General features: G+C 60.5%; 23 protein-coding genes. 9 read left to right on the top strand and 14 right to left on the bottom strand.

All coding sequences use genetic code 11. The features are described 5' to 3' along the window. Positions 1–14: 14 nt before the first annotated feature. On the bottom strand, positions 15–656 hold the full coding sequence (locus IFU29_RS14015; protein ID WP_191934463.1) for a hydrolase: 642 nt from the start codon (positions 654–656) through the stop codon (positions 15–17). 292 nt (positions 657–948) lie between these two features. Between IFU29_RS14015 and IFU29_RS14010 the strand changes: the two genes are divergently transcribed. Beyond that, entirely contained in the window at positions 949–1770 is an 822-nt protein-coding gene (locus tag IFU29_RS14010) for an alpha/beta fold hydrolase (RefSeq protein WP_191934462.1), read from the top strand. A gap of 37 nt (positions 1771–1807) precedes the next feature. On the opposite strand, the gene IFU29_RS14005 is transcribed toward IFU29_RS14010, so the two are convergent. From IFU29_RS14005 to IFU29_RS13990, 4 genes are all read right to left on the bottom strand, one after another. Next, a complete protein-coding gene (locus IFU29_RS14005; protein ID WP_191934461.1) occupies positions 1808–2662 on the bottom strand; it encodes an alpha/beta hydrolase in 855 nt (284 codons plus the stop codon). A 229-nt stretch (positions 2663–2891) separates the two neighbouring features. After that, on the bottom strand, positions 2892–3815 hold the full coding sequence (locus IFU29_RS14000; RefSeq protein WP_191934460.1) for a sugar ABC transporter substrate-binding protein: 924 nt from the start codon (positions 3813–3815) through the stop codon (positions 2892–2894). Between the two features lie 112 nt (positions 3816–3927). Beyond that, on the bottom strand, positions 3928–4704 hold the full coding sequence (locus IFU29_RS13995) for a TIM barrel protein (RefSeq protein WP_191934459.1): 777 nt from the start codon (positions 4702–4704) through the stop codon (positions 3928–3930). 5 nt (positions 4705–4709) lie between these two features. Beyond that, positions 4710–5729 (bottom strand): Gfo/Idh/MocA family oxidoreductase, encoded by a 1020-nt coding sequence (locus IFU29_RS13990; RefSeq protein ID WP_191934458.1) that lies wholly within the window; start codon positions 5727–5729, stop codon positions 4710–4712. Positions 5730–5917: 188 nt separating this feature from the next. Between IFU29_RS13990 and IFU29_RS13985 the strand changes: the two genes are divergently transcribed. Genes IFU29_RS13985 through IFU29_RS13975 form a run of 3 tightly spaced genes read left to right on the top strand, consistent with a single transcriptional unit; the run spans position 5918 to position 10490 of the window. Next, the gene (locus tag IFU29_RS13985) at positions 5918–7894 is read left to right on the top strand and encodes a sigma-54-dependent Fis family transcriptional regulator (protein ID WP_191934457.1); all 1977 of its coding nucleotides are present in this window, start codon (positions 5918–5920) and stop codon (positions 7892–7894) included. Positions 7895–7944: 50 nt separating this feature from the next. Next, positions 7945–8613 carry a TerC family protein gene (locus tag IFU29_RS13980; protein WP_191934456.1) on the top strand — a complete coding sequence of 223 codons (669 nt, stop codon included), beginning with the start codon at positions 7945–7947 and terminating at the stop codon, positions 8611–8613. A gap of 44 nt (positions 8614–8657) precedes the next feature. Continuing rightward, positions 8658–10490, top strand: coding sequence for an ABC transporter ATP-binding protein (locus tag IFU29_RS13975; protein ID WP_191934455.1), 1833 nt, complete (start codon positions 8658–8660; stop codon positions 10488–10490). Positions 10491–10512: 22 nt separating this feature from the next. On the opposite strand, the gene IFU29_RS13970 is transcribed toward IFU29_RS13975, so the two are convergent. Next, on the bottom strand, positions 10513–11643 hold the full coding sequence (locus IFU29_RS13970; RefSeq protein WP_191934454.1) for a GNAT family N-acetyltransferase: 1131 nt from the start codon (positions 11641–11643) through the stop codon (positions 10513–10515). 193 nt (positions 11644–11836) lie between these two features. On the opposite strand from IFU29_RS13970, the gene IFU29_RS13965 reads away from it, so the two are divergent. After that, complete coding sequence (locus IFU29_RS13965; protein WP_191934453.1) at positions 11837–12742, top strand: siderophore-interacting protein; 906 nt, start codon at positions 11837–11839, stop codon at positions 12740–12742. Here the strand turns inward: IFU29_RS13965 and IFU29_RS13960 are convergent, their stop codons facing one another. Continuing rightward, positions 12743–13651, bottom strand: coding sequence for a LysR family transcriptional regulator (locus IFU29_RS13960; RefSeq protein ID WP_191934452.1), 909 nt, complete (start codon positions 13649–13651; stop codon positions 12743–12745). It lies immediately after the preceding gene. A gap of 203 nt (positions 13652–13854) precedes the next feature. Between IFU29_RS13960 and IFU29_RS13955 the strand changes: the two genes are divergently transcribed. The 4 genes from IFU29_RS13955 (at position 13855) to IFU29_RS13940 (ending at position 15799) form a co-directional block, all read left to right on the top strand. Beyond that, entirely contained in the window at positions 13855–14187 is a 333-nt protein-coding gene (locus tag IFU29_RS13955) for a helix-turn-helix domain-containing protein (protein WP_191934451.1), read from the top strand. 13 nt (positions 14188–14200) lie between these two features. Beyond that, entirely contained in the window at positions 14201–14407 is a 207-nt protein-coding gene (locus tag IFU29_RS13950) for a hypothetical protein (RefSeq protein ID WP_191934450.1), read from the top strand. A gap of 216 nt (positions 14408–14623) precedes the next feature. Beyond that, entirely contained in the window at positions 14624–15121 is a 498-nt protein-coding gene (locus IFU29_RS13945) for a TIGR00645 family protein (protein WP_191934449.1), read from the top strand. 75 nt (positions 15122–15196) lie between these two features. After that, entirely contained in the window at positions 15197–15799 is a 603-nt protein-coding gene (locus IFU29_RS13940) for an alpha/beta hydrolase (protein WP_191934448.1), read from the top strand. Here IFU29_RS13940 and kdpD read toward each other — a convergent pair. From kdpD to IFU29_RS13905, 7 genes are all read right to left on the bottom strand, one after another. Next, positions 15777–18467: a two-component system sensor histidine kinase KdpD gene (gene kdpD / locus IFU29_RS13935; RefSeq protein WP_191934447.1), complete on the bottom strand. Its 2691-nt coding sequence runs from the start codon at positions 18465–18467 to the stop codon at positions 15777–15779. The genes IFU29_RS13940 and kdpD overlap by 23 nt on opposite strands. 61 nt (positions 18468–18528) lie before the next feature. Then, positions 18529–19101 carry a potassium-transporting ATPase subunit KdpC gene (gene kdpC, locus IFU29_RS13930; protein WP_118665246.1) on the bottom strand — a complete coding sequence of 191 codons (573 nt, stop codon included), beginning with the start codon at positions 19099–19101 and terminating at the stop codon, positions 18529–18531. Between the two features lie 11 nt (positions 19102–19112). Then, complete coding sequence (kdpB, locus tag IFU29_RS13925) at positions 19113–21161, bottom strand: potassium-transporting ATPase subunit KdpB (protein WP_191934446.1); 2049 nt, start codon at positions 21159–21161, stop codon at positions 19113–19115. A 16-nt stretch (positions 21162–21177) separates the two neighbouring features. After that, positions 21178–22863 carry a potassium-transporting ATPase subunit KdpA gene (kdpA, locus tag IFU29_RS13920; protein WP_191934445.1) on the bottom strand — a complete coding sequence of 562 codons (1686 nt, stop codon included), beginning with the start codon at positions 22861–22863 and terminating at the stop codon, positions 21178–21180. Then, positions 22863–22952: a K(+)-transporting ATPase subunit F gene (gene kdpF, locus IFU29_RS22510; RefSeq protein ID WP_084344168.1), complete on the bottom strand. Its 90-nt coding sequence runs from the start codon at positions 22950–22952 to the stop codon at positions 22863–22865. Before kdpF ends, kdpA begins: the two co-directional genes overlap by 1 nt. Before the next feature lie 196 nt (positions 22953–23148). Continuing rightward, the gene (locus tag IFU29_RS13910) at positions 23149–24048 is read right to left on the bottom strand and encodes a LysR family transcriptional regulator (RefSeq protein ID WP_191934444.1); all 900 of its coding nucleotides are present in this window, start codon (positions 24046–24048) and stop codon (positions 23149–23151) included. Positions 24049–24167: 119 nt separating this feature from the next. Continuing rightward, positions 24168–25640 carry a UbiD family decarboxylase gene (locus IFU29_RS13905; RefSeq protein ID WP_244633706.1) on the bottom strand — a complete coding sequence of 491 codons (1473 nt, stop codon included), beginning with the start codon at positions 25638–25640 and terminating at the stop codon, positions 24168–24170. Positions 25641–25704 lie beyond the last annotated feature (64 nt).

Here is a 25704-nt window from a genome sequence, read left to right as displayed (position 1 = left end):
GCATCAGTGGGTTATCAGGCTTTGCGGGCCGGGGCTTTATGGACCAGGGTGTAGGCATAATCCACGCCCATGCCGTACGCGCCGCTGTGCTCGCGCACCAGGTCCATCACGTCGTCATATGTCTCTTTACGCGACCAGTCGCGCTGGTACTCCAGCAGCACCTGCTGCCAGGTCACCGGCACCGCCCCCGCCTGCACCATCCGGTCGACAGCACGTTCGTGCGCATCCACGCTGGTGCCCCCGGAGGTGTCGGTCACCACATACACCTCAAACCCCTCTTTCATCGCCATCAGCGCCGGGAAGGTCAGGCACACTTCGGTCCACAGGGCGGAGATAATCAGCTTCTTACGGCCCGTCGCTTTCACTGCCTTCACAAAGGCCTCATCTTCCCATGAGTTCATTGAGGTGCGCTCAATCGGCTGCACCTCCGGATGCACCGCCAGCAGCTCCGGCCAGATGTAGCCGCTGAAGCTTTCCGTTTCTACCGAGGTGTAAATCGTCGGCACGTTAAAAATTTTGCCCGCTTTCGCCAGGGCTACCGTATTATTTTTAAGCTGCTGACGATCGATGTTAGCCACACCGAACGACATCTGCGGCTGGTGGTCGATGAAAATCAGGGCGGAGTTCTGTGGGTCCAGCAGGTCGAATTTAGACATTTTTTTATTCCTCTTCGTTATCCGTCAGCGATGGTGTGAGTGAGTGTTGTGCTGCTGGAAACAAGATTACGTCCGGCGGGGCAAGGCGGATAGCGGAAAGAATTTGGCAACTCGTTCAGATTTTTTTGACAGGCGTTTTGCCAGTAAACAGAAAGGAATGAATAACTAAATCATAGAGATATCTTGATAAGGATTTTCGGACAAGTTGTCAAAATTAATGCCTTATCTTTCTTTTAACCGGGGAGTTAACGTAAGCCACAACATCACGTCATCCACCTTAGAGGTTACAGATATGAGCACATTCACCACCACTGACGGCACGCAAATGTATTTCAAAGACTGGGGTACCGGTAAACCGGTTCTGTTCAGCCACGGCTGGCCGCTGGATGCCGACATGTGGGACAGCCAGATGAATTTCCTTGCCGAACGTGGCTATCGGGCTATTGCCTTTGACCGCCGTGGCTTTGGCCGTTCTGACCAGCCGTGGGACGGCTATAACTACGATACCTTTGCCTCCGACATCAACGACCTGATTGAGCATCTTGACCTGAAAGAGATCACCCTGGTGGGCTTTTCAATGGGCGGCGGGGACGTGACGCGCTATATCGGCCGCTACGGCAGCGACCGCGTCAGTGCGCTGGTGCTGCTGGGGGCGGTAACGCCAATTTTCGGCAAGACAGACGACCATCCTGAAGGCGTGGAAAAAGCAGTATTTGACGGCATTCGTAACGGATTACGCAAAGATCGCGCACAGTTTCTTAAAGACTTTGCCACACCGTTTTACGGGATCAACGCCGGACAAACCCTTTCAGACGGCGTCCTGATCCAGACGCAGAATATCGCGCTGCTGGCCTCGCTGAAGGGCACCATTGACTGTGTCACCGCCTTTGAAACAACGGATTTCCGTGAAGATATCGCGAAGGTGACCGTACCCACGCTGGTGATCCACGGCAGCAACGACCAGATTGTGCCATTTGAAGCCACCGGCAAGCTGGCCGCCGCGATGATCCCGGGCTCAGAACTGAAAGTGTACGACGATGCGCCTCACGGCTTTGCGGTAACCCATCAGGATCGCTTAAATCAGGATCTGCTGGCGTTCCTGCAACAGCAGTAACACCTCCCACAGGCCGACCGAAACAGAAGGTCGGCCGCTAGGTTCTGGCCGCCAGCCACACCGCATAGGCCTCATCCCAGATGGCGGCTGGCGTACCGGCCTTGCCGAGGCCAAAGCCGTGCCCCCCCTGCGAAATACGGATCATCTGAACCGAGACCCCTGCCTTACGACAGGTATCGTGCATGATCACGCTGTTTTCCGGGTCAGAGGTGTGGTCATCTTCTGCCTGCGCCAGAAACAGCGGGGGATAGGCGCGGGTCACGTAGTTTTGTACCGACCAGTTTGCTTCCTCCGCCGGGGAGGGGTGATTGCCCACCAGCGACAGGTGCGTATTGGTGTGGGTATACGGCGGTTCGAGGGTGATCACCGGATAGATCAGCCCGACGCTGTCCGCTTTCGGCACGATCTGGTCGATCGTATCCTGCGGGGCATAGGAGGCATAATCCGGGCGCGCCGCCGCAAGACCGAACATATGCCCGCCGGCGGAGAAGCCGAGCAGGTGCACGTTATTTTCCATTGACCGCACCAGCCGTATGGCACGCTGGGCATCCTGAAACGCCACGCGATTGCCATCCTGCCAGTGTTCTCCCGGCAGGCGATAACTCAGCACATAGGCGGTATAGCCCTTGCTGTTGAGCCAGCGCGCCACCGGCCAGCCTTCGCGCCCCATCCCAATCCAGCGATAGCCGCCTCCCGCAGCAATCAGCACCGCGCGGCCGTTAGGGTTTTCAGGAACAAAGCGCTGAATACCGGGGCTGACAATGTTGGACCATGAGCCGTTGGCCGAAATGCGTAACGCCCCGCTCGGCCCGCCGCCGCCGGGAGGTTCATCGGGCCAGAGCGGGAAAAAATCCTGACGGGCAAATAGCTTATCGGTGCTCATGGCAAGCATAAACGCACCGGTACCCATGATGAACCGGCGGCGACTAATCAAGATACATGTCCAGCGTTCTCAGCAAAAAACAGGGGGTGAGTATTGAGCAACAGCCGGGGCTGGCTCAGCGGCGAAATAGTATGCATATCACGCATAAAATGCCACTGAGATCACACTTTTTTCGGCGCAAATGGGAAAATAGTCGGGGAGATGGCTGCCGGGCCCTGCGGTCAGGGCCCGGTGGGGATTACTTCAGGTTTTTACTGGCAAACGCCTCATAGTTCTCTTTGGTGATCACCTGGTAGGGGATCCACATAAATTTGTCGCCCGCTTTACCTTCGATGACCTGTTTTGCCATCGTGACTGCGCCTTTCCCCTGGCCGGCGGCATCCTGGAAAACGGTTAAGGTCAGCTTGCCGTTTTTGATGAACTGCAGCGCATCCGGCGTACCGTCAATGCCCGCCACCAGAATATCTTTTCTGCCGCTCTGGTTCAGCGCCATGATCGCCCCAATCGCCATCTCATCATTATTAGCGGCTATCGCATCAATCTTATCGCCGGACAGCAGCCAGCCGGAGGTCACATCGACGGCTTCGTTACGCATCCACTTTGCAGACTGCTTCTCAACCACCTTCATCTCTTTATATTTGGCGATGACCTCTTCAGTGGCTTTGGTCCGCTGGCGGGCTTCTTCCGCTGACAGGGCCCCCATCAGAATGGCCACATTACCTTTGTAATTCATTTTTTTCGCCAGGGCTTCCATCTCCATCCGCCCGCCCAGCAGCGAGTCGGAACCGACATACGCCATCTTCCCGCTCAGTTCGAGTTCCGGCTTGCGGTTAACAAAAATCAGCGGAATATTGGCGCGCTTCGCCGCCTCCATCATCGGCTTCACGCCCTGGGTATCCACCGGGTTGAGGATAATGGCGTCCACGCCCTGGTTAACAAAGTTCTCCACCTGCTGTACCTGTACCGCAACATCGCCTTTGGCATCTTCGAACTGCCCCTGGATCTGCTCTTTTTCCATCTCCTTCGCCATCTGCGTTCGCAGAATAGAGACGAAATTCAGGTCGAAATTCGCCAGTGCAACGCCAATACGCAAATCTTTTGCGTGGGAAGCGGGCGCGAGTGCCAGCGCCCCAATCAACAGTGCAATTTTATTCACGTTCATAAAGAGATTCCTGTAGGTGTCGGTAAGTTATTATTTTTGGCGGGTCAGCAAAGCGAACAATGCCGATCCTGAGCAAAACAGCGGCCAGGGCTGGCCGCACAACGGCCTGACATTATTCAAAATACGCTTTGAAACTGGCCAGGGCCGCCTCACTGTCCCCTGACGCCCAGCCTTCCAGCGCAATGACCCCGCGGTAGTTCATGGCCCGCAGCGCGCTGGCCACCGCCCGGTAGTTAATCTCGCCGGTGCCCGGCTCACAGCGCCCCGGCACATCAGCCACCTGGATCTCTCCAATGGCGTGACCGCAGCGCCTGACCAGTTCAATCAGATTGCCCTCCCCGATCTGCGCGTGGTACAGGTCGAGGTTCATCTTCAGATACGGGCTGTTCACCGCCTCCACCAGCGCCAGCGTATCCGCCGCCCGGGCAAACGGCGTACCCGGATGGTCAACGGCCAGGTTGAGGTTTTCCAGAGTAAACACCCGCCCTGCTTTCTCCCCCAGCGCGGCCAGTTTTTCCAGCGTGCGCACGGCTTTCACCCACATCTCGCCGGTGACGATCGCCACCGGTTTCACCGGCAGGCCCTGGTTATCCAGCCCGGTGCCGTGCAGGTTCAGACACGGACAGTTGAGCCGTTCCGCCACCGCCAGCGACTCTGCGGCGCTGCTCAACAGATTCTCTGTCTCGTCATCGTCCGTCAGGTTACCCGTCAGATAGCCGGTCATTGAGGTAAAGCGGGCCCCGGTCGCCGCCAGCGCGTCGATGTCTTTATTGTTCCAGTGCCAGATCTCCACGCCGAAACCCAGCTGATGAATACGCTTCACCCGTTCAATAAAGGGTAAATCCAGAAAAACCATTTCGGCTGACACCGAAAGACGATAGTCCGACATCGCTGTTATCCTCGTAGTTGAATCGGTTTGCCCTGGCGGACAGATGCGATACAGGCCAGGGCGATTTCCAACGCGTTACGCGCATCTTCACCGGTGGCGCGTGGGGTTTCCCCGCTGGCCGCACAGCGCACAAACTCACTCAGTTCGGCCACATAGGCCTCTGCCAGCAGGTCCGTATCCTGGCGGGAGGTCTCAATCGCAATCCCGCCCGCGCCGTAGCGCACGCAGTTATTGACGTTAATATTGCCCATCTGGAACATGCCGTTACTGCCGAACACTTCTGCCCGCACGTCGTAGCCGTAGACGGCTTCAAAGCTGGCATCGGCCACCGCTATCGCCCCGTTATCAAAACGAATCGTCACCACTGAGGTATCCAGAAGCCCCTTGTCTTTAAAGTCCGGGCGCACCAGCGCATCCGCAATCGCATACACCTCCACCGGTTTCGCACCGGGATTGCAATGCAGCAGCGTGTCAAAGTCGTGGATCAGCGTTTCCAGATAAATAGTCCAGGGCGGGATACCGCTCGGGTCACGCAGCGGCGACGGATCGCGGGTCAGGGAGCGGATCAGCTGCGGGGTGCCGATCTCTCCCGCCGCGATGGCGGCCAGCGCGGCGGCAAAGCCACGGGAAAAGCGACGGTTAAAGCCCACCTGTAACACCACTCCCGCGCTGCGGGCGGCGGCAATGGCGTGGTCGGCTTCTTCCAGGGTAATGGCCATCGGTTTCTCACAGAACACGTGCTTGCCGGCGCGGGCGGCAGCGGCCACCAGTTCTGCGTGGGTACGTGCCGGGGTGGCGATCAGTACCGCATCAATCTCCGGATCGTCCAGCATCGCCTGCGGTTCACTGTAAAACTTCCCTGCGCCGAGCTGCTCTGCCAGGCGCTGTGCCGCCCCCGGCACCGGGTCGGCAACGGCGGCCAGCACCGCACCCGGCACTTTTTGCGCCAGCGACGTGGCATGGAAGCTCCCCATCCGCCCTGCGCCGATTAATCCCACACGTACGCGATTGTTTATGACTGACATTGTGTTCCCCTTAAGGTGGCTGGCTGACGTTTTCCTGACTCAACAGACATAAGCAAACCCTATGCCAGGGTGCTTAAGCCCGTCTGACGCGGCGCGCGCTGCTCGTGGCGATCACAAAATGGACACAAATAAAACATGTCAACTTAACATGTCGATAAAATGGACATTCCATGAGAGGGGAGTAACTGATGAACCAGCCACATCTATCCGCCGCGATCCGCGCAGAGCGTGACGGGCAGCCGCAGCTGCCTGCGGGACGTGAAGCCAGCCACTGGGACAGCCTGCTGGAGCAGGCAAGACGCGACTTCGATGCCGGGCGGGAGCCGGCATTTGTGCGTCCGGAGGTGCTCAGTTCGTGGCAGCGCAGTCGCGACGCCGGCATTGATCCGTCGCACTTTGCCTATACTTCCCCGCCGGAGGAGGAAGTCAGGCAGATTCTGGCCGATAACGCTGAACTGATTGGCGTCGCGGGCAGCATTATGGAAAACCTGCTGGCCTACAACCCGGACGGGCATATCAATCTGACCAGCGCGCAGGGTATTACCCTCTCCTGCTGCGGGCGCGACCTTACGCCTGTCGGCAGTATTCTCACCGAATCTGAAATGGGCACCAACTGCACGGCCTGCTGCCTGAAGCAGCAGCGGCTGGTCTATATCCTTAACGGGGAAAACTGGAAGCTCGCCCTGCGTCAGCGTCACCTGCAGTGTGCGGCGGCCCCGATCCGCGATGCCGGGGGACAGATGATCGGCGTGCTGACGCTTACCGCCAGCCAGGATAATTTCCACTATCACACGCTGGGTACGGTACAGGCCGCCGCCGAAGCGATTCGCCAGCAGCTGATCCTGCAGGCCCTGCTGGCCGAACAGACCTCGATCCTGGAAACGCTGAATGAGGGGGTGATCGTGCTCGATCGCGCAGGGACGATCAAAACCATCAACCGCTATGCCCGGCAGATCTTCCAGATCGCAGTGCGGGCTGGCCAGCAGGTGGACGACCGGCTTAATCCTGAAAATATTCGCCTGACCACCACGGGGTTCTGCAATGATCGTGAAATCATTTTTACGCCCCAGGGTGGCCCGCCCATCCCCTGTCTGGTGTCGGTGATGCCCGCCACGGATGGCGGCAGAGTGATCACGCTGCGTGAAAACCAGCGCATCCGCGCCATCACCCGCCGGGTGATGGGGGCCAGCGCCAGTTATACTTTTGATATGCTGCGCGGCAGCGCGCCCGCGCTACAGGTGGCGATAGACAAAGCCCGCAGCAGCAGCCGCAGCGACAGCACGGTGTTGCTGACCGGCGAGAGCGGCACCGGCAAGGAACTGTTTGCCCAGGCGATCCATAATGGCAGCCTGCGCAGCAGCGAACCCTTTATTGCCGTCAACTGCGGCGCGCTGCCGCGTGATCTGGTGCAGAGCGAACTGTTTGGCTACGTGGACGGTGCGTTTACCGGATCCCGCCGGGGTGGTGCGGCAGGAAAATTTGAACTGGCCGAAGGCGGGACGCTGTTTCTGGATGAGATCGGTGATATGCCGCTGGAGGCACAGACCAGCCTGCTGCGCGTCCTGCAGGAGAGTGAGGTGGTGCGCATCGGTGCCTCACAGCCGGTGAAAGTCAACGTACGCATCATTGCCGCCACCAACTGCAACCTGATCCGGGCGGTGGAGACCGGCGCTTTTCGTCGCGATCTCTACTACCGTCTTAACGTCATTTCCATTCCGATCCCGGCCCTGCGCGAGCGCAGCAGCGATATTCCGGCGCTGACCGAGTGGTTCCGCGAGAAAGTCTGTACCCAGCTGAAGAAGATCAACGTGCAGTTCACCCCCCGCGCCCTGGACGCCCTGAGCCAGTATCCGTGGCCGGGCAACGTCCGCGAACTGGAAAACATCGTCGAACGGACGATCAACATGACCACCGGCCTGTTTATCGATGTACAGGATCTGCCGGATGAGGTGTTGCAGGGCAGCCAGTTCGCCCCTGCGGTCCCCCGCGCTGCGCCACGGCAGGCAGCACGCCTTGACAGCCAGGAGCGTGCGCATATCATTAGCACGCTCGACGCGCTTAACGGCAACCTGCGTCAGGCCGCTCAGGTCATGGGGCTGTCACGCGCCGGGCTCTATAATAAACTGAAAAAATACCAGATCAGCGCCAACGACTTTCGCCGCTGATGTCAACGGGTCACCCCGTGGCCCTTCTCCTCTGCGTTAACTGAGTGCTTATGTGGTTCGAACATCTTGATTTCGCCGTTATCCTGCTGCAAATCGTGGCGATTGATCTGCTACTGGGGGGCGATAATGCCGTGGTGATCGCCCTCGCCTGCCGCAAACTCCCGCCGCACATACAGAAAAAAGCCATTATTCTCGGCACGCTTGGGGCCATTGTCGCCCGGGTGGTGCTGCTGATCATCGCCGTGCAGCTACTGGCACTGCCGTGGCTGAAGGTGGCCGGTGGCCTGCTGCTGCTGTGGATTGGTTTTAAGCTGGTCAGCAATGACGAGGAAGAGGCCAGCGTCGGCAGCGATACCCGCCTGTGGAAAACGGTCCTGACGATCACCCTGGCCGACGTGGTGATGTCGCTTGATAACGTACTGGCCGTGGCGGCCGCCGGGAAAGGTAACGTCTGGCTGGTGTCCCTGGGCGTGCTGATCAGCATTCCGGTGATTGTGATGGGCAGCAAACTGGTGCTGAAAGTGCTGTCGCGCTTTCCGTTTATCGTCACGCTGGGCGGCGGGCTGATCGGCTGGATTGCGGGCAGTATGCTGGTGACAGACCCGGCGCTGCTGCGTTTTACCGGCCCTCTGACGTCTCTGCACTGGATTGCCGGAACCGTCGGTGCGCTGCTGGTGATGGGGTATGGCGTAGGGAGAAGTGTACTGGCAAAGCCCTGATGCACTAAACTCCAGGTTTCCTGCCGTAAAAGTGAGCCTGCGTTATGCTGTATCGCCGTTTTGAAAGGATGATCAATATCTTCAGGGATGCCCCGGCCGACACGCCGCCCGCTAACGTCTGGGCATTCTATCTGTTCTATCTGCGTCAGGTATGGGCCTGCTTCGCGCTGCTCCTGATTATCGGCCTGGTCGCCTCACTGATCGAAGTGGCGCTGTTTCGCTACCTCAGCCGGATAATCGATCTGGTCAATACCAGCCCCGCCGCTACCTTTTTTAGTGACCACGGCGGAGAATTGCTGTGGATGGTCGCCGTCGCGCTGCTCTTCAGGCCCCTGTTTATTGGCCTGCATGACCTGCTGGTGCATCAGACCATCAACCCCGGCATGACCAGTATGATCCGCTGGCAGCATCATAACTACGTGCTGCGCCAGAGCCTGAACTTCTTCCAGAATGATTTCGCCGGACGTATCGCCCAGCGCATTATGCAGACCGGTAGCGCCCTGCGCGACTCGGCGGTGCAGGCGGTGGATGCCCTGTGGCACGTGCTGATTTATGCCATCACCACGCTGGTGCTGTTTGCCGAAGCCGACTGGCGGCTGACCGTCCCGCTACTGATCTGGATAGTCGGCTACGTGCTGTGCATGCGCTATTTTGTGCCGCGCGTGAAGGCCCGTTCGGTCGCCTCCAGCGATTCGCGTTCGCGTCTGATGGGCTGCATTGTCGACGGTTACACCAATATCACCACGTTAAAACTGTTCGCCCACAGTGACCTGGAGCAGCAGTATGCGCGCGAAGCAATCAGCGACCAGACGGTGAAAACCCGCCGTCAGGGGCGGATGGTGACCAGCATGGACGTGGTGGTCACCACGCTGAACGGCCTGCTGATTATCAGCACCACCGGTCTGGCCCTGTGGCTGTGGACGCAGTCGCTGATCAGCGTCGGGGCCATTGCCCTCGCCACCGGCCTGGTGATCCGCATCGTCAATATGTCGGGCTGGATTATGTGGGTGGTGAACGGCATCTTCGAAAATATTGGCATGGTGCAGGACGGCCTGCAAACTATCGCCCAGCCGGTGAAGGTCAGCGATAAACCCCACGCCCCCGCGCTGCAGGTTAAGCAGGGTGAAATCCACTTTGACGCCATCCGCTTTAACTACGGTGGCGAACGCAAGGTGATCGACGATTTACAGCTGACGATCCGTCCCGGTGAAAAAATTGGTCTGATCGGCCCGTCCGGGGCCGGGAAGTCGACGCTGGTCAATCTGCTGCTGCGGCTGTACGACCTGAACGGCGGGCGCATTGTGATTGACGGCCAGAACATTGCGGAGGTCAGCCAGGAGAGCCTGCGGGCGCAGATTGGCATGATCACTCAGGATACGTCACTGCTGCACCGGTCGATTCGCGACAACCTGCTGTATGGCCGCCCGGATGCCACAGAGGACGAACTGATGCAGGCCGTGCATCAGGCGAAGGCCGACGAGTTTATCCCGCAGCTGTCTGACTCGCTGGGGCGCACCGGACTGGATGCCCACGTGGGCGAACGCGGCGTGAAGCTCTCCGGTGGCCAGCGTCAGCGTATTGCCATCGCCCGCGTGCTGCTGAAGGATGCGCCAATCCTGATTATGGATGAGGCGACCTCGGCGCTCGACTCCGAAGTGGAAGCGGCCATTCAGGAGAGCCTGGAAACGCTGATGGGCGGCAAGACGGTGATTGCCATCGCCCACCGCCTGTCCACCATTGCCCGCATGGATCGGCTGGTGGTGCTCGAACAGGGGCGTATCGTCGAGATCGGCAGCCACGGCGAACTGCTGGCAAAAGGCGGCCTGTATGCGCGCCTGTGGCAGCACCAGACCGGCGGTTTTGTCGGCGACGCCTGATCGCCGCCCGGGGCGGCGGGCATCACTGCCCGTCTCCCTGACGCCACGGCAGCGCCGACCGGGCCTCCTCCGCCCAGGCGCGAACGCCGTCCCGCTCCTGATCAAGGAAACCGGCAACGGCATCCTGTAATCCGGGATGACGCAGCAGGTGCCAGGACTCGGTCAGCACCGGCTCAAACCCACGGATCAGCTTATGCTCGCCCTGCGCCCCGGCGTCAAAGCGCTTCAGCCCGTGTGCAATAGCGTACTCCATGCCCTGATAAAAACAGGTTTCAAAATGCAGGCGGTTGAACTCCTCCAGACAGCCCCAGTAGCGGCCGTAGAAGGTGTCACCATCGACCAGGCTGAAGGCCATTGCCACCGGCTCCCCACGCTGGCTGGCGATCGTCACGCGGATCGCCTGCGGCATCCGTTCTGCCAGCAGGCTGAAAAAATCACGCGCCAGATAAGGCTGGCGGCCGCGAATCAGGTAAGTATTGGCGTAACAGGCATAGACAAAATCCCACTGCGCTTCATTCAGCTCCGCGCCCTGATACCAGACAAACTCCACGCCCTGGCTGGCGACCAGCTCGCGCTCTTTACGCAGCTGTTTGCGTTTACGTGAGGTCAGGAGATCGAGGAAATCCTGAAAGTCGCGAAAACCCCGGTTGTGCCAGTGGTACTGGCAGCCCAGGCGCGGCAGCCAGCGGGGATCGTCTGCCAGGCCATGCTGAACCCGCTCATCGCTGAAATTGATATGGGCGCTGAACAGCGACTGGCTTTCAAGGAAGTCCGGCAGCGCCTGCAGCAGCTGTGCGCCCGCGCGCGCCTCGCCCAACAGCCGTGCGCCGCTAACCGGACTGAACGGCACCCCCGACAGCCATTTAGGATAGTAAGGGATGCCTGCCCGTTCGCTGGCTTCGGCCCAGGCATGATCGAAGACGTATTCACCCATCGAGTGATGTTTGGCATAGCCCGGCATCGCGGCCCGTGGCGTCCCGTCCTCCAGCCACAGCAGATGCTGCGGCTGCCAGCCGCTGGCGCGGCTGACCGCGCCGCTCTCCTCCAGTGCCGAAAGAAACGCATGACGTAAAAAAGGCTGATCGTTGGGGGTCAGGGCATCCCACTGACTGGCGGGAATATCCGCCAGCTGTGTCAGAACCATCAGGGACATCGGCGTGCTCCGCAGTTACCACAGGGAAAGGCTTACGTTGACCGCTTTTCGTGCCGGGATCAATCCGTTATTACGGTGGCCTGCATGTAAAGAAGGCTCATACTCATTCTCATTATCATTTAGCTTTGCTATTCTTGCCGGCCTTATGCACGTTGTCATACGTGCGCGGCTTTCAGCTTTACGAGGCGGATTTATGGCGGGTGTTCAGGGTTATCGCTTATTTAATGTGGTGCTGGCGCGTAAGCAGGTACTTTCACCTTCGATGCTGCGCTGCGTTTTCAGCGGCCAGGATATCCGTCAGATGAAGATGGATGCGCCGGATCAGCGCATTAAGCTGCTTTTTCCGTCGCTTAACGGCACGCCGTCATCGCTGACCGACGAAGGGGATAAAACCTGGTGGGAGAAAGCGCGGGCCATGCCGCAGGAAAGCCGTCCGATTGCGCGCACCTATACTCTCCGTCATGTCAATGCAGAAGCCGCTGAGGTGGAAGTGGAGTTTGTCATGCACGGCACCGAAGGTCCGGCGTCGGCGTGGGCGCTGTCGGCGGAGCCGGGTGCGGCGCTGCAAATGGTGGCACCCAACCTCGCCTGCCCGACCAGCAGCGGCGGCTACGAGTGGGCCCCGCACCCGGACGTTGAACGGGCGCTGGTGGTGGCGGACGAAACGGCGCTGCCGGCAGCAAAGGCGATCCTGGAGCAGCTGGCCGGCTGGGATAACCCACCGCAGCTGCAGGTGTTCCTCGAAGTGCCGAAGCGTGGCGACTGCGTTGACCTCAGCCACTACCGGTTTGCCGATATTCACTGGCTGCCGCGCGAAGTGATCGGAGCATCCCATGGTGAAGCGTTACTGGGCGCAGTACAGCAGCAGGTGATCCTGCCTGCCAGCGCGCTGGTGCGCGGCGAGCTGCATGAAGAAAGCGAAGGCGATATTCTCTGGGATCGCGCCGACAGCGGCGATAAGCGCTTCCACGGCTGGGTGGCTGCCGAGTCCAGCGCCGTCAAGCAGCTACGCCGCTATCTGATTGGCGAGCGCGGTCTGTCGCCGGAGTGCATCAGCTTTATGGCGTACTGGAGCCGGGGTCCGCGCCGCGAGGGGTGATCAGCGCGCCATCAGCCGCTGGCTGGTCTCTTTCAGCGTCGTGTAAAACCAGGTTTTGGCCGTGATATCGCCGATCTCCGTGTGCGCATAGAGGTACACTTCAAGATTCGGCAGCTTAAACGGCAGCTCGATAACCCGTCCGTTGCCGCGCGCCACGTAAATTTTTGCCGCGCTGGAGGGCAGCGTCACCAGCAGTTCGCTGGAAGCGATCAGCTCCCCCAGCGCGGCAAAATGCGGCACCTCCAGCGCTACCCGGCGCTCAAAGCCATACTCTTTGATCCGCTCCTCGACCAGATAATGCCCGCTGATGGTCGACACAATAATATGCTGCTCTTCCAGGTACGCACTCAGCGTCAGCGTCTCTCCGATGCGCGGATGTGCCCGGTTCAACAGGCAGACGTAGCGCTCATCCATGATCCGATCACGCTGGGCCAGTGAGATACTCTCATTGCGGCTACACAGCGCAGCATCAACTTTCCCGGTCAGCAGCCACTCATCCAGTTTGCGCATCTCAACGGGGATCACCTCCAGCTGGACGTTGGGGGCCACAGTGCGCAGGTGCTGCACCAGGCCTGGTAGCAGCAGCAGTTCACCGAGGTCAGAGAGGGCGAGACGAAATTTGTGAAAGGATGTGTCCGGCGAGAAGCTGCGGGTATCCGCCACCGCCTTCTCAATACCGCTCAGGGATTTTTTAAATACGGTATACAGCTGAGTGGCAGTGGGGGTGGGCAACATGCCTTTACGGCTGCGTTTAAACAGCTCATTTCCCGTCGCATCCCGCAGCCGGGCTAAGGCGTAGCTGGCAGAAGGCTGGGTGATATACAGACGTGCAGCGGCCCCGCTGACGCTCTGCGTTTCATAAATCGCGATAAACACCCGGACCAGATTAAGGTCCATATTCGATGGCATATAGTTAGTATCTATTATCCAAGATTAAAATTATCTATTTGAACTATTTTAAGCGCTCGAATACCATCCCTTCCACGTTTTTTTGATATGTTATTCGTTTTTTTCATATCGCATTTATTCCAATAAAATCAAAATAATAACTAACTTCCTTGTGCTATTAAGGCAGGAGTGGGCGCACGTCGCCCGTCATCGCGGAGTTCAACATGAAAAATGAAATCGTCGACGTGATCGTCGACTGGATCGACGATCACCTGGAAGAAGGTCTGAATATCGAAACGGTAGCCGCCAAATCAGGCTACTCAAAGTGGCACCTGCAGCGCGCGTTTAAACAGCAGAAAGGCATCACCCTGGCGACGTTTATTCGCAGCCGCCGCCTCGATCAGGCCGCGCAATGCCTGGTCAGCTCCACGAAGACCATTATGACCATTTCGACGGATCTCGGTTTTTCGTCCCAGCAGTGCTTCCAGCGGGTGTTTAAAAAACACTTTAACGTCACCCCGCGTGATTACCGTATCCAGTACCGTCAGTATCACTAAGCCCGGAGCCCACGTGTCACAGTTTGCCAGAATGACCGCCCTGCTGGCGGTGATGTTCTTCCCCGTGGTGAGCCAGGCTGCGGCCAGCTCGCAGAGCGATCGCGGTCAGGGCAGCCCGTTCGGCTACGAGCGCCAGTTGAAGAAGGTCATGCGCCCGGTTAACGACCTGCTGCCGCAGGGCAGCCAGGATGACCTGTCCCATCGGGAAAATAACCTGTAGCCCGGCGATTTATCGACGCAACGCAGGCAGTTACCCCGCCGGACAGGCGGGTGTGCAGGAACGACCCGCCCCTTGAGCCAGGGCAAAACATCGCCTGTTGTTGCGGCTCCCAACGTAAAGTCGCTTAAATTCCGCGATTTTACCCCCCCGCGTCTTGAAAAAATGCTTCAGCCATCAGGTATACTGTCCGCCCTGTTGAATGGTGAACTGGATGCTATGGAACGTTTTGTCGAAAACCTGATTTATTCTGCGCGCTGGCTGCTGGCTCCGATATACCTCGGGCTGTCGCTGGGATTAGTGGCGCTGGCGATTAAATTTTTCCAGGAGCTGATCCATCTGCTGCCGCACGTGCTTGAGATAACGGAAAATGACATGGTGCTGGTGCTGCTGTCGATGATTGACATGACGCTGGTAGGCGGACTGCTGGTGATGGTGATGCTGTCGGGGTACGAAAACTTTGTCTCCAAGCTGGATATCGGTGAGCATAAAGAGAAGCTCAACTGGCTTGGCAAGATGGATTCCGGCTCGCTGAAGAATAAGGTGGCCGCCTCCATCGTGGCGATCTCCTCCATCCACCTGTTGCGGGTGTTTATGGATGCGAAGAATATCCCGGATAATAAACTGCTGTGGTACGTGATCATTCACCTGACGTTTGTATTGTCAGCCTTTGTGATGGGCTATCTGGACAGTATGTCACGCAAGGATAAGCTGTAAGCCCGCCTCTGCTGATGGCAGATAAGGCCTTCCTGCCCGGAAACAGCGGTTTTGAACTGATTTCAGGAGACAACAATGAAGCAGGGACTTGTCATTTTACTGCATGGCGTCGGCAGCAGCGGCGATGACCTGGCGGGCCTGGGCGACCACTGGGCATCCACGCTGCCGGGCGTGCGCTTTGCCAGCCCCAATGCGCCTGTACATTTTGAACACGGCGCAGGCTGGCAGTGGTTCAGTCTGACGGGCGTCACCCCGGAAAACCGCCCTGCCCGCGTGGCGGAAGCGCGGGCGGCGTTTGACCAGACACTTCAGGCGATCCTCGACCACCATCAGATGAGTGACCGTCCCGACCAGGTAGTACTGGCCGGCTTCTCACAGGGGTCGATCATGGCGCTGGATGCGCTGGTATCCGGCCGCTGGCCGCTGGCTGGCATTGTGGCGTTCTCCGGCCGCCTGTCGTCCCCCCCGCCGTTCACCCCCAAGCTGAATACCCCGGTGCTGCTGGTACACGGCATGGCCGATGAGGTGATCCCGGTGCAGGAGAGTGAATCCGCAGAGCAACGTCTGCGCACGCTGGGCGTACAGGTCAGCAGCCAGTATGAACCGGGCGTGGGTCACACCATTTCGGCGCAGGGTGCCGCGCGTGCCGCTGCCTTTATTGCGTCGTGTCTGACGTAATATAGTCTTCAAGCACCGGCGGTGGGGTGAGCGGCAGCGTGATGATAAAACGAGCCCCGCCCTGCGGCCGGTTCTCCACCCGGATCGTCCCTTCGTGCAGGGTGACAATCGCCTGACAGATTGCCAGTCCCAGCCCGACCCCCGGCACCGCCGACTCCTTGTCGCCGCGTGAAAACTTCTCGAAAATCAGCTTTTCCTGCCCGGAAACAATGCCCGGCCCGCTGTCCCAGACCTCAAGCTGGAGCTGCTGCGCCGACGGCTGCGTGGCGCTGATGCCGATATCCGCCCCCGTTCCCCCGTACTTCAGCGCGTTTTCCAGCAGATTACTTAATACCCGTTCCATCAGCGGACCGTCGACGTCGATCAGCAGCATCGGCGGCAGACTGAGCGTGACGTTGCGTCCGGCCAGCAGCGGTGCCAGCTGACGCAGCGTGCTGCCGACCAGTTCATCCAGCGCCATCCACTCGCGACGTAACAGGAAACCGCCGGACTGCAGACGCGCCATATCCAGCAGGTTGTTCACCAGACGGATGGTATTCAGCGTCTGCTCACGCATCGCGCTGGCCTGAGGCGCATAAGGTGAATTCTCAGACGCCAGATCCAGGGTAAGAATTTCCGCCTGACCAAACAGGACCGTCAGCGGCGTGCGCAGGTCGTGGGACAGCGCCGACAGCAGCGCATTACGCAGCTGTTCACGCTCGGCGGCCAGGCGGGATACCGCCTCGCGCTGGCTGAGATTCATCCGTTCCAGCGCGTTGGCGATCAGCACGGTGAAGGTTTCCACCAGCCGCTGCTGCTCCGGGATCATCAGCTGGCGCAGATTCAGCGGTTCAAGGATCAGCAGGCCCAGCGTTTCCCTGCCGCTTTTTAGCGGCAGCATCTGCCAGGGGACGCCGGGCAGCGTATCGGTTCCCGCCCCGGCGGGCTGGCCTTTATCAAAGCTCCAGCGCGCAATGGCCCGGTCTGGTACGGCACTGAGGTGCGTATCGCCCACCGACACCAGCTCACCCTGCTCATCGGGCAAATAGAGTTCGCTGCGGGCCTGCAGCGTACTCTCCACGCTGCGCTGGAGCGTGGTGGCAATATCACGCTGGCTGAGGGCGCGGCTGAGGGCCTTCGCCATCTCATACAGATGGTGAGCGCGCTGCTCACGGTAGCGCGCCACCCGCGCCTGATAGCGCACCCCGGCCGTCAGATTGCCGACGATGACCCCAACCGCCAGCATCACGCCGAAGGTCACCAGATACTGCACGTCCGATACCGCCATGGTGCCGGTGGGTGCCACAAACACCAGATCGAACGCGACAATGTTCATGACCGTTGCCGCCACCGACGGCCAGCGGCCATAGCGCAGGGCGACAATCACCACCGACAGCAGATAGACCATCACCAGGTTGACGGAGTCGACGGCGGGCAGCAGCCAGCGTCCGGCGACGGTGACCAGCGCGCACAGCAGCAGCGCGGCGGCGCAGCCCTTCATCTGAGCTCGCCATTTACCTTCGCTCCCCCCGGCGCGCGGGGCCAGCGGGCTGACGGCATCCGGTGGCGGATCGTCCAGCGCGACAATAAGGATATCGAGGTCCGGCCCCAGCTCCCCCAGACGGTCAGCAAAACGCTCACGCCACCCGCGCCGGGCAGGACGACGGCCGATAATAATTTTGCCGAGGTTATGTTCACGGGCATAGCGCAGCACGGCGTTGGCTTCGCTGGGGTCGGAGAGGGTCGCGGTTTCCGCCCCCAGATCCTGTGCCAGCTGCAGCGTGCGCAGAATACCGCGCCGCCGCGCTTCAGACAGGCGATAGAGTCGGGGGGTTTCGACATACACCGCGTGCCACACGCTGTCGAGCCGGGCGGCAAGGCGGGCGGCGCTGCGTACCAGCTTTTCGCTGCCGCTGTTGTCCCCGATGCACAGCAAAATCGCATCGCGGGTGTGCCAGACTTTCTCGCGCCCCTGGGTGTCGCGCCAGGCGCGCATCTGGTCGTCCACGCGGTCGGCGGTGCGCCGCAGCGCCAGCTCGCGCAGGGCAATCAGGTTGCCTTTACGGAAGAAGTTTTCAATGGCACGCTCGGCCCCCTCCCCGATATAGACCTTGCCCTCTTTCAGCCGCTGGCGCAGATCGTCCGGCGGCAGGTCCACCAGCACCACCTCGTCGGCGGCATCAAAAAAGGGATCGGGTACGGTTTCCCGTACGCGAATACCGGTGACGCCGCCCACCACATCATTCAGGCTCTCCAGATGCTGCACGTTAACGGTGGTCATCACATCAATGCCCGCATCCAGCAGCTCTTCAATATCCTGCCAGCGCTTCGGATGGCGCGAGCCGCGCGCGTTGCTGTGCGCCAGCTCATCCATCAGGATCACCGCCGGGTGGCAGGCCAGCGCCGCGTCCAGGTCGAACTCGGGGTGACGATGCTGCCCGGTGGCACGGCGGGGCAGTATCGTCAGCCCGGCCAGCAGCGCCGCCGTTTCCGGGCGTTCGTGCGTTTCCACCACGCCCACCAGCACCTCCAGCCCCTGCGCACGCAGACGGCGGGCCTCCTGCAGCATCGCCCAGGTTTTGCCGACGCCCGCGCAGGCACCAAAGTAAATTTTCAGCTTACCGCGCCGGCTTTCCGCCGCCAGACGCAGCAAGGCATCCGGGTCCGGGCGCTGGAGTTCGTCGTTCATCAGATTCCTTTATTAGCCAGAAACCGCAGGCATCGGGGGATGCCCGATGCCTGCGTGTGGTTCAACGCTGCAACGCATCCAGCGCCAGATTCAGCGCCAGCACATTAACGCCCGGTTCACCAATAAATGCCGGACGGGGCGTCCCGGTGTGGTCGGCAATCAGCCGCTCCACGGTTTCCAGCGGTAAATGCCGCGCCTCCGCCACGCGCGGGGCCTGCCAGCGGGCGGCGGCCGGTGAAATCTGCGGATCCAGGCCGCTGGCGCTGGCGGTGACCAGATCCACCGGCACCTGCGCACTGGCCTGTGGGTTGGCGGCGCGCAGCGCCGCCACGCGACCGGCGACCGCCTGATCCAGCGCCGGATTGCTGCCCGCCAGGTTACTGCCGGAGGAGGCCAGCGGATTATACGCCGCATCGCCCGTCGCGGAGGGCCGTCCCTGGAAATAATCCGCCCGGGTAAAGCTCTGGCCGATCAGGGCCGACCCCCGTACGGTGCCCTCCACCCGCAGCAGCGAGCCGGACGCCTGCTGCGGGAACCACCACTGTGCCAGTCCGGTGGTTAACAGAGGATAGAGCAGCCCGGTCACCAGCGTCAGTACGATCAGTAAAAACAGGGCAGGACGTAATTGGCTCATCATTATTTTCCTTATACCAGACCCAGCAGGGTCAGCAGCATATCAATCAGTTTAATACCGGCGAACGGCACCAGCAGACCGCCCACACCGTACAGCCACAGGTTACGGCGCAGCAGCGCGGCGGCACTCAGCGGACGGTAGCTCACGCCTTTCAGCGCCAGCGGGATCAGGAACACAATCACCAGCGCGTTAAAAATCACCGCCGACAGGATGGCAGAGTTGGGCGAATGCAGGTGCATCACGTTCAGCCGGTTGAGCTGCGGTAAGGTGGCAGCAAAGGCGGCCGGGATAATGGCAAAGTACTTCGCCACGTCGTTGGCGATGCTGAAGGTGGTCAGCGACCCGCGCGTCATCAGCATCTGCTTGCCGATATGCACAACCTCCAGCAGCTTGGTCGGGTTAGAGTCCAGATCGACCATGTTGCCCGCTTCTTTCGCCGCCTGCGTCCCTGAGTTCATCGCCACCGCCACGTCGGCCTGGGCCAGCGCCGGCGCGTCGTTGGTGCCATCCCCGGTCATGGCGACCAGCCGTCCTTCTGCCTGATACTGGCGGATCAGCGCCAGTTTGGCTTCCGGCGTCGCCTCCGACAGGAAGTCATCCACCCCGGCTTCGGCGGCAATAGCCGCCGCTGTCAGCGGGTTATCCCCGGTGATCATCACGGTTTTGATGCCCATTTTGCGCAGTTCGGCAAAGCGCTCTTTGATGCCGCCTTTAACGATATCTTTCAGTTCGACCACGCCCAGCACGGTGGCACCGTCGCACACCACCAGCGGCGTACCGCCGGCGCGCGCCACCTGCTCCACCAGCCCGTTCACTTCAATGGGAAACTGGCCGCCGTTGCTGTCGATATGGCGGCGTACTGCATCCACTGCCCCTTTACGTACCGTCCGATCCTGTACGTTCACTCCGCTCATACGGGTCTGCGCCGAGAACGGAATAAAGGTGGCATCCAGGCTTTTCAGGTCACGTTCGCGCAGATTAAATTTCTGCTTGGCCAGTACCACGATGCTGCGCCCTTCCGGGGTTTCGTCAGCCAGTGAGGCCAGCTGCGCGGCATCGGCCAGCTGCTGTTCACTGATACCGGCGGCCGGCAGGAACTGTGTTGCCTGACGGTTACCGAGGGTGATGGTGCCGGTTTTATCCAGCAGCAGGACGTCCACATCACCGGCGGCTTCCACCGCGCGCCCGCTGGTGGCGATAACATTGGCCCCCAGCATGCGGCTCATGCCCGCCACGCCAATGGCCGACAGCAGGCCGCCGATGGTGGTGGGGATCAGGCACACCAGCAGCGCCACCAGCACGGTCAGACTGACCGGCTCTCCCGCCCAGGCGGTAAACGGATACAGCGTCGCGGTGGCCAGCAGAAAGACGATGGTCAGCGCCACCAGCAGAATGGTCAGCGCAATCTCGTTTGGCGTTTTACGCCGTTTGGCCCCTTCCACCATGGCGATCATGCGATCCAGGAAGGTCTCCCCCGGGTTGACACTGCACTGCACCACCAGCCAGTCGGAGAGAATGCGCGTACCACCGGTCACCGAGGAGAAGTCACCGCCGGATTCGCGGATCACCGGCGCTGACTCACCGGTAATGGCGCTTTCATCCACCGATGCGCCCCCCTCCAGCACCTCGCCATCACAGGGGATCATATCGCCGGCTTCCACCAGCACCCAGTCGCCTTTACGCAGCGATTCGGCGGCCACCGACTGATGGCTGGCTCCGTATTTCGGTTCCCCGAGTTTTTTGGCAAAGCTGGTTTTGGTAATGCCCTTCAGGCTGTTGGCCTGCGCCTTACTGCGCCCTTCCGCCAGGGCTTCAGCCATATTGGCAAACAGCACGGTAAACCACAGCCAGACGGCAATAGCCGCCGTAAAACCGGTGTCTCCGGACATGTTTCCGCTGGCCATACCGATGGCCAGCAGCGTGGTCAGCATACTGCCCAGCCACACCACAAACATCACCGGGTTGCGTACCTGGGTACGCGGATCCAGTTTTTTAAACGCATCGAGCAGCGCGGTACGCATCAGCGCTCCATCAAACAGCGCCTGTTGATTACGACTCATCTCTCTTCTCCGCCCGTTAACGTCCGATCGTTTGCAGATGTTCCGCCACCGGCCCTAAGGCCAGCGCCGGGATAAAGGTCAGCGCACCGACCAGCAGCACCGTACCAATCAGCAGGGCAATAAACAGCGCCCCGTGGGTGGGTAGCGTGCCCTGGCCTGCGGGCTGTACCTTTTTCAGCGCCAGGGAACCGGCAATCGCCAGCACCGGAATAATGATGCCGAAGCGGCCCGCCAGCATGCAGAACGCCAGCAGCAGGTTCCAGAACGGGGTATTGGCACTCAGGCCGCCAAAGGCGCTGCCGTTGTTGTTGGCCGCCGATGACACCGCATACAGCACCTCCGAGAAGCCGTGCGTGCCCGGATTCAGCATCGCGCTGCGTCCGGCGTCGGTCATCATCGCCAGCGCGGTCCCCAGCAGCACCAGGCAGGGCGTGACCAGGATTGCCAGCGCGGTCATTTTCATTTCCCAGACGTCGATTTTTTTGCCGAGATACTCCGGCGAGCGACCGATCATCAGCCCGGCGATAAACACCGCCAGCAGCACGAACAGCAGCATGCCGTACAGCCCGGCCCCGACGCCGCCAAACACCACTTCTCCGATCTGCATCAGCCACATCGGCACCATGCCGCCCAGCGCGGTAAAGGAGTCATGCATCGCATTGACGGCACCGCAGGAGGCCGCCGTGGTGATCACCGCAAACAGGCTGGAGTTCAGGATGCCGAAGCGCGTCTCCTTGCCTTCCATATTGATGGCGCTGTCTGCGCCGAGCGTCAGGAAGTGCGGATTACCGTTCAGTTCGGCCCACATCACCACGGCCACCGCGCCGATAAACATCAGCGACATCGCCCACAGCAGCACATGGCCCTGACGGCGGTCACGCACCACGTCGCCAAAGGCAAAACAGAGCGCGGCCGGGATGAGGAAGATCGCCAGCATCTGTACAAAATTGCTGTAGACGGTCGGGTTTTCAAACGGATGCGCGGAGTTCGCGTTAAAGAAGCCGCCACCGTTGGTGCCGAGCATTTTAATCGCTTCCTGCGAGGCCACCGGCCCCATTGGCAGCGTCTGTTTCACCCCTTCCAGCGTCGTCAGGCTGAGGTAGCCGTCGGTGTTCTGCAGCACACCCTGGCTGACGAGGAACAGCGCCATCAGCAGCGACAGCGGCAGCAGCACACAGAGGGTGATGCGGGTGATATCCCGCCAGGCGTTACCCAGCTCACCCAGCGCCCGGCGGGCAAAGCCGCGCATCAGGGCAAAGGCAACGGCCATCCCGGTGGCTGCCGACAGGAAGTTCTGTACCGTCAGGCCGACCATCTGGCTGAAATAGCTCAGGGTGCTTTCCCCGGCGTACGCCTGCCAGTTGGTGTTGGTCACAAAGCTGACGGCGGTATTCAGCGCCAGATCCCAGCTCAGTCCCGGCAGGTGCTGCGGGTTCAGCGGCAGGCTGCCCTGGCTCATCAGTATCACCAGCAGCAGCAGCAGGCCGCAGGCGTTAAACAGCAGGATCGCCCACAGATAACGCTGCCAGCTCATGCCTTCCGGGGCCACGCCGCTCACGCGCCACAACACGCGCTCCACCCCGGCCATGCCGGGCAGCGGCCGGTCATCCACCAGCCGCGCCAGCCCTTTACCCAGCGGGCGGGCCAGCAGCATCAGCAGCAGCAGATAGGTAGCAATCAGTAAAAATGCGGGAGCGGCCATCAGAACTCCTCCGCACGGATCAGGGCGTACACCAGGTAGCCCAGCAGCAAACAGACCAGCACAATGCCGGTAATCACAGCGACGCTCACAACACACCTCCAGAGGCGTTTTTCAGTTCAGGTATTGTTGCGAGTGGCGTGCAAAGTTGATGTAAAAATGCGGGGCTGGGGTGTAAAAAAAGTATAAAAACGGGCCGTATGTGGCGAAGATTTCTTCTGCTGGCGCAGGGGGGTGAAGGCATGATGCCCTCACAAAAGAGGTTTTTCGTCCTCACTCACCGGGATGTCAGCCGGGCGCGGCGACGGCCATAAAATACGCCAGCAGTGGCCGCAGTACCGCGCTCCCGGCGTGCTGCTGATGATAAATCAGCGCCAGCCTGTCGGCGGCACCGTCCAGTTCAGGTACTGCCAGCGCCACCAGTCCGGCATCCGGAGGGCTGTCGCCCAGCGACGGCACCAGGGCGATCGCCACGCCCTGCAGGGCCAGCTGTTTCATCACCGGCAGATCGCTGGCCTGAGCCACCACATCAGGGGTCAGGCCCGCATCATGAAAACAGGCCAGCACCCGTTCGTAGATGCCGAATCCACGCTGGCGGCGCAGCAGCACCAGTGGATGCGTCGCCAGCGCCGCCAGCGATAGCGATGACGCCTCCGCCAGCGGGTCATCAGCCAGGCACAGCGCCCGTACGCAAAGCTGTTGCAGTGCCATGCTGTCAACATCACTGGCCGTCAGGGTCAGCGGCAGATGCACCAGCGCCGCGTCGATCTGGCGGCGCTCCAATAGCTCTTCCAGAAAAAGTGGGTCGCCCTGATGCAGTGAAAACTGTAGCGCAGGGTGATCCTCACGCAGTGCGGCAACCGCCCCGGCCAGCAGGCCCGTCGCCATATCGACACAGCCGATACGCAGCACGCCGCGCTGCCCTTCGCTGAAGGCGTGTATCTCTCCCTCAATGCTCTCTGCCAGCTGTAACAGATCGCTGGCGCGCTGGTAAAGATAACGCCCGGCATCGGTGGGGATCATGCCGCGAGGGGTACGTTCAAACAGCCGCAGATCCCAGTGGGACTCCAGCTGCAGTAGTGCCTTGCTAATGGGCGGCTGTGCGGTGAACAGCACCTGTGAGGCGGCCGAAATAGAGCCTTTTTCGACCACGGTTTTGAAATAGTGCAGCGGTTTGAGTTTCAGCATGGCGGGATCCGGTGGCAGGAGAAAACGCCTTTTTACCGCAAATGCAGTCAATGCGACGAAACCGGTGATGCTTTTCGGGGCGATCGGCAGACAGCGCGCCCCTGCGGCCGGTCTGCTGCTCAGGTAAAATCCGGCAGGAAGCGTTTTACGTCCACCTCTTTGAACTGGCAGCGCTGGAACTGGCTTTTCAACGCGTAGGGCACCGTACAGTCAAAAATGGTTTTGCAGGCGATCCCCTTATCGCTGATGGTGGGGCTGAAGGCCGGTATCTGCGACGGATCGAGCGGATGACAGCGGACGCCGGGGATAAACAGCGTATCCACATCCCCCTGATAGCGCGTCTGCATCGCCCACAGCACGTCGTTACTGTCAAAAATATCCACGTCTTCATCCACCAGCATGACGTGTTTCAGCTCAGGGAAGGCGGAAAAGGCCAGCAGCGCCGCCTGACGCTGCCGCCCCTCGTCCATCGGCCCGCTTTTCTTAAACTGCATAACGGCCAGAAACTTACCGCCCCCCGCCGGATGGGCATAGACATTCAGCAGACGTCCCGGCATCGCGCGCTCTACCATGCCAAGAATGCTGGCTTCGGTCGGGATACCGGCCATGTTCACATGCTCTTCACTGCAACCAATGGTGTGCTGCAGGATGGGCTGGTGGCGATGGGTGACCGCTTTTACTTTGATCAGCGGCAGCGCGGGATTCGCCGCCCCGGTATAGCCGGGAAATTCGGGCATTGCCTTACCGGTCTGGGTGTTCTGGTCTTCACGTACCCGCACGTCCGGCACCAGTTCCCCTTCAATCACCACTTCGGCGTGAGCAATGGCTCGCGCATCCACCGTGCGCGCCTGCGCTAATACCACCGCACGCCCCCGTAATGCCCCGGCAACGCTGAGTTCATCAAATCCCAGCGGCGTGGTGGGTGGCTCGAAGCAGGCAGCGATGTAAATTGCCGGGTCAACACCGATGCTGATGGTCAGCGGCAGCGCCTGCCCGGCGGCTTCCGCCTTCTGGCGGAACACATCCAGATGGCGGCCGGGGGCGAAGTACATCGACAGCGTATCGCGCCCCTGAATACACAGCCGGTGAATGGTCACATCGGACTGGCCAGTTTCCGGGTCGCTGGCATAGCACAGCCCCATGGTGAAATAGGGACCGGCATCCTCTTCAGTATTGGTCGGGGCGGGCAGCAGCGTGCGCAGGTCAAAATCCGGATGGCTGGCGAGGTGCACCACCTCCTGACAGGGGATGTCGGTCTGTTGCGTCAGCACTGGCGAAATGGGATGACTCACTGCGTCCATCAGCCGGTGGCCGAGGCGGGCAGGATCGCAGTCCAGCAGGTGACCCACGCGACGTCGGGAGGCCAGTACGCCGGTCACGACGCGGAAATCAGGGAAACCTTTCACCTTATTAAACAGCATTGCCGGGCCTTCCCGCGTCGGCCGCCGGGTCGTTCCCCCCGCACCCACGTAGCGGTAGACGCCGGACAGTTCCGCATGCGGATCCACTTCGGTATCGGTTTCCACCCGTTCCCCCGGGAGGTCGGCCAGCAGGGCCAGCGCAGAGCGCAGATCGTGAACAGCAGGTGTCATCGTCTTCTCCATATAGCGGTGATGCCGTCAGTATGGAGTCCACCTGCTGTGCCGGATATCACTG

The organism is Erwinia persicina (assembly GCF_014838825.1).
Classification (GTDB): domain Bacteria; phylum Pseudomonadota; class Gammaproteobacteria; order Enterobacterales; family Enterobacteriaceae; genus Erwinia; species Erwinia persicina_A.
Note: the sequence above shows the minus strand (reverse complement) of the source record. Positions and strands in the feature narration are given on the sequence as shown.

Bases quoted from the DNA above. Each gene is read 5' to 3' on its own strand.
- IFU29_RS14015 (WP_191934463.1), bottom strand. From the start codon at position 656: ATGTCTAAATTCGACCTGCTGGACCCACAGAACTCCGCCCTGATTTTC.
- IFU29_RS14010 (WP_191934462.1), top strand. From the start codon at position 949: ATGAGCACATTCACCACCACTGACGGCACGCAAATGTATTTCAAAGAC.
- IFU29_RS14005 (WP_191934461.1), bottom strand. From the start codon at position 2,662: ATGCTTGCCATGAGCACCGATAAGCTATTTGCCCGTCAGGATTTTTTC.
- IFU29_RS14000 (WP_191934460.1), bottom strand. From the start codon at position 3,815: ATGAACGTGAATAAAATTGCACTGTTGATTGGGGCGCTGGCACTCGCG.
- IFU29_RS13995 (WP_191934459.1), bottom strand. From the start codon at position 4,704: ATGTCGGACTATCGTCTTTCGGTGTCAGCCGAAATGGTTTTTCTGGAT.
- IFU29_RS13990 (WP_191934458.1), bottom strand. From the start codon at position 5,729: ATGTCAGTCATAAACAATCGCGTACGTGTGGGATTAATCGGCGCAGGG.
- IFU29_RS13985 (WP_191934457.1), top strand. From the start codon at position 5,918: ATGAACCAGCCACATCTATCCGCCGCGATCCGCGCAGAGCGTGACGGG.
- IFU29_RS13980 (WP_191934456.1), top strand. From the start codon at position 7,945: ATGTGGTTCGAACATCTTGATTTCGCCGTTATCCTGCTGCAAATCGTG.
- IFU29_RS13975 (WP_191934455.1), top strand. From the start codon at position 8,658: ATGCTGTATCGCCGTTTTGAAAGGATGATCAATATCTTCAGGGATGCC.
- IFU29_RS13970 (WP_191934454.1), bottom strand. From the start codon at position 11,643: ATGTCCCTGATGGTTCTGACACAGCTGGCGGATATTCCCGCCAGTCAG.
- IFU29_RS13965 (WP_191934453.1), top strand. From the start codon at position 11,837: ATGGCGGGTGTTCAGGGTTATCGCTTATTTAATGTGGTGCTGGCGCGT.
- IFU29_RS13960 (WP_191934452.1), bottom strand. From the start codon at position 13,651: ATGCCATCGAATATGGACCTTAATCTGGTCCGGGTGTTTATCGCGATT.
- IFU29_RS13955 (WP_191934451.1), top strand. From the start codon at position 13,855: ATGAAAAATGAAATCGTCGACGTGATCGTCGACTGGATCGACGATCAC.
- IFU29_RS13945 (WP_191934449.1), top strand. From the start codon at position 14,624: ATGGAACGTTTTGTCGAAAACCTGATTTATTCTGCGCGCTGGCTGCTG.
- IFU29_RS13940 (WP_191934448.1), top strand. From the start codon at position 15,197: ATGAAGCAGGGACTTGTCATTTTACTGCATGGCGTCGGCAGCAGCGGC.
- kdpD (WP_191934447.1), bottom strand. From the start codon at position 18,467: ATGAACGACGAACTCCAGCGCCCGGACCCGGATGCCTTGCTGCGTCTG.
- kdpC (WP_118665246.1), bottom strand. From the start codon at position 19,101: ATGAGCCAATTACGTCCTGCCCTGTTTTTACTGATCGTACTGACGCTG.
- kdpB (WP_191934446.1), bottom strand. From the start codon at position 21,161: ATGAGTCGTAATCAACAGGCGCTGTTTGATGGAGCGCTGATGCGTACC.
- kdpA (WP_191934445.1), bottom strand. From the start codon at position 22,863: ATGGCCGCTCCCGCATTTTTACTGATTGCTACCTATCTGCTGCTGCTG.
- IFU29_RS13910 (WP_191934444.1), bottom strand. From the start codon at position 24,048: ATGCTGAAACTCAAACCGCTGCACTATTTCAAAACCGTGGTCGAAAAA.
- IFU29_RS13905 (WP_244633706.1), bottom strand. From the start codon at position 25,640: ATGACACCTGCTGTTCACGATCTGCGCTCTGCGCTGGCCCTGCTGGCC.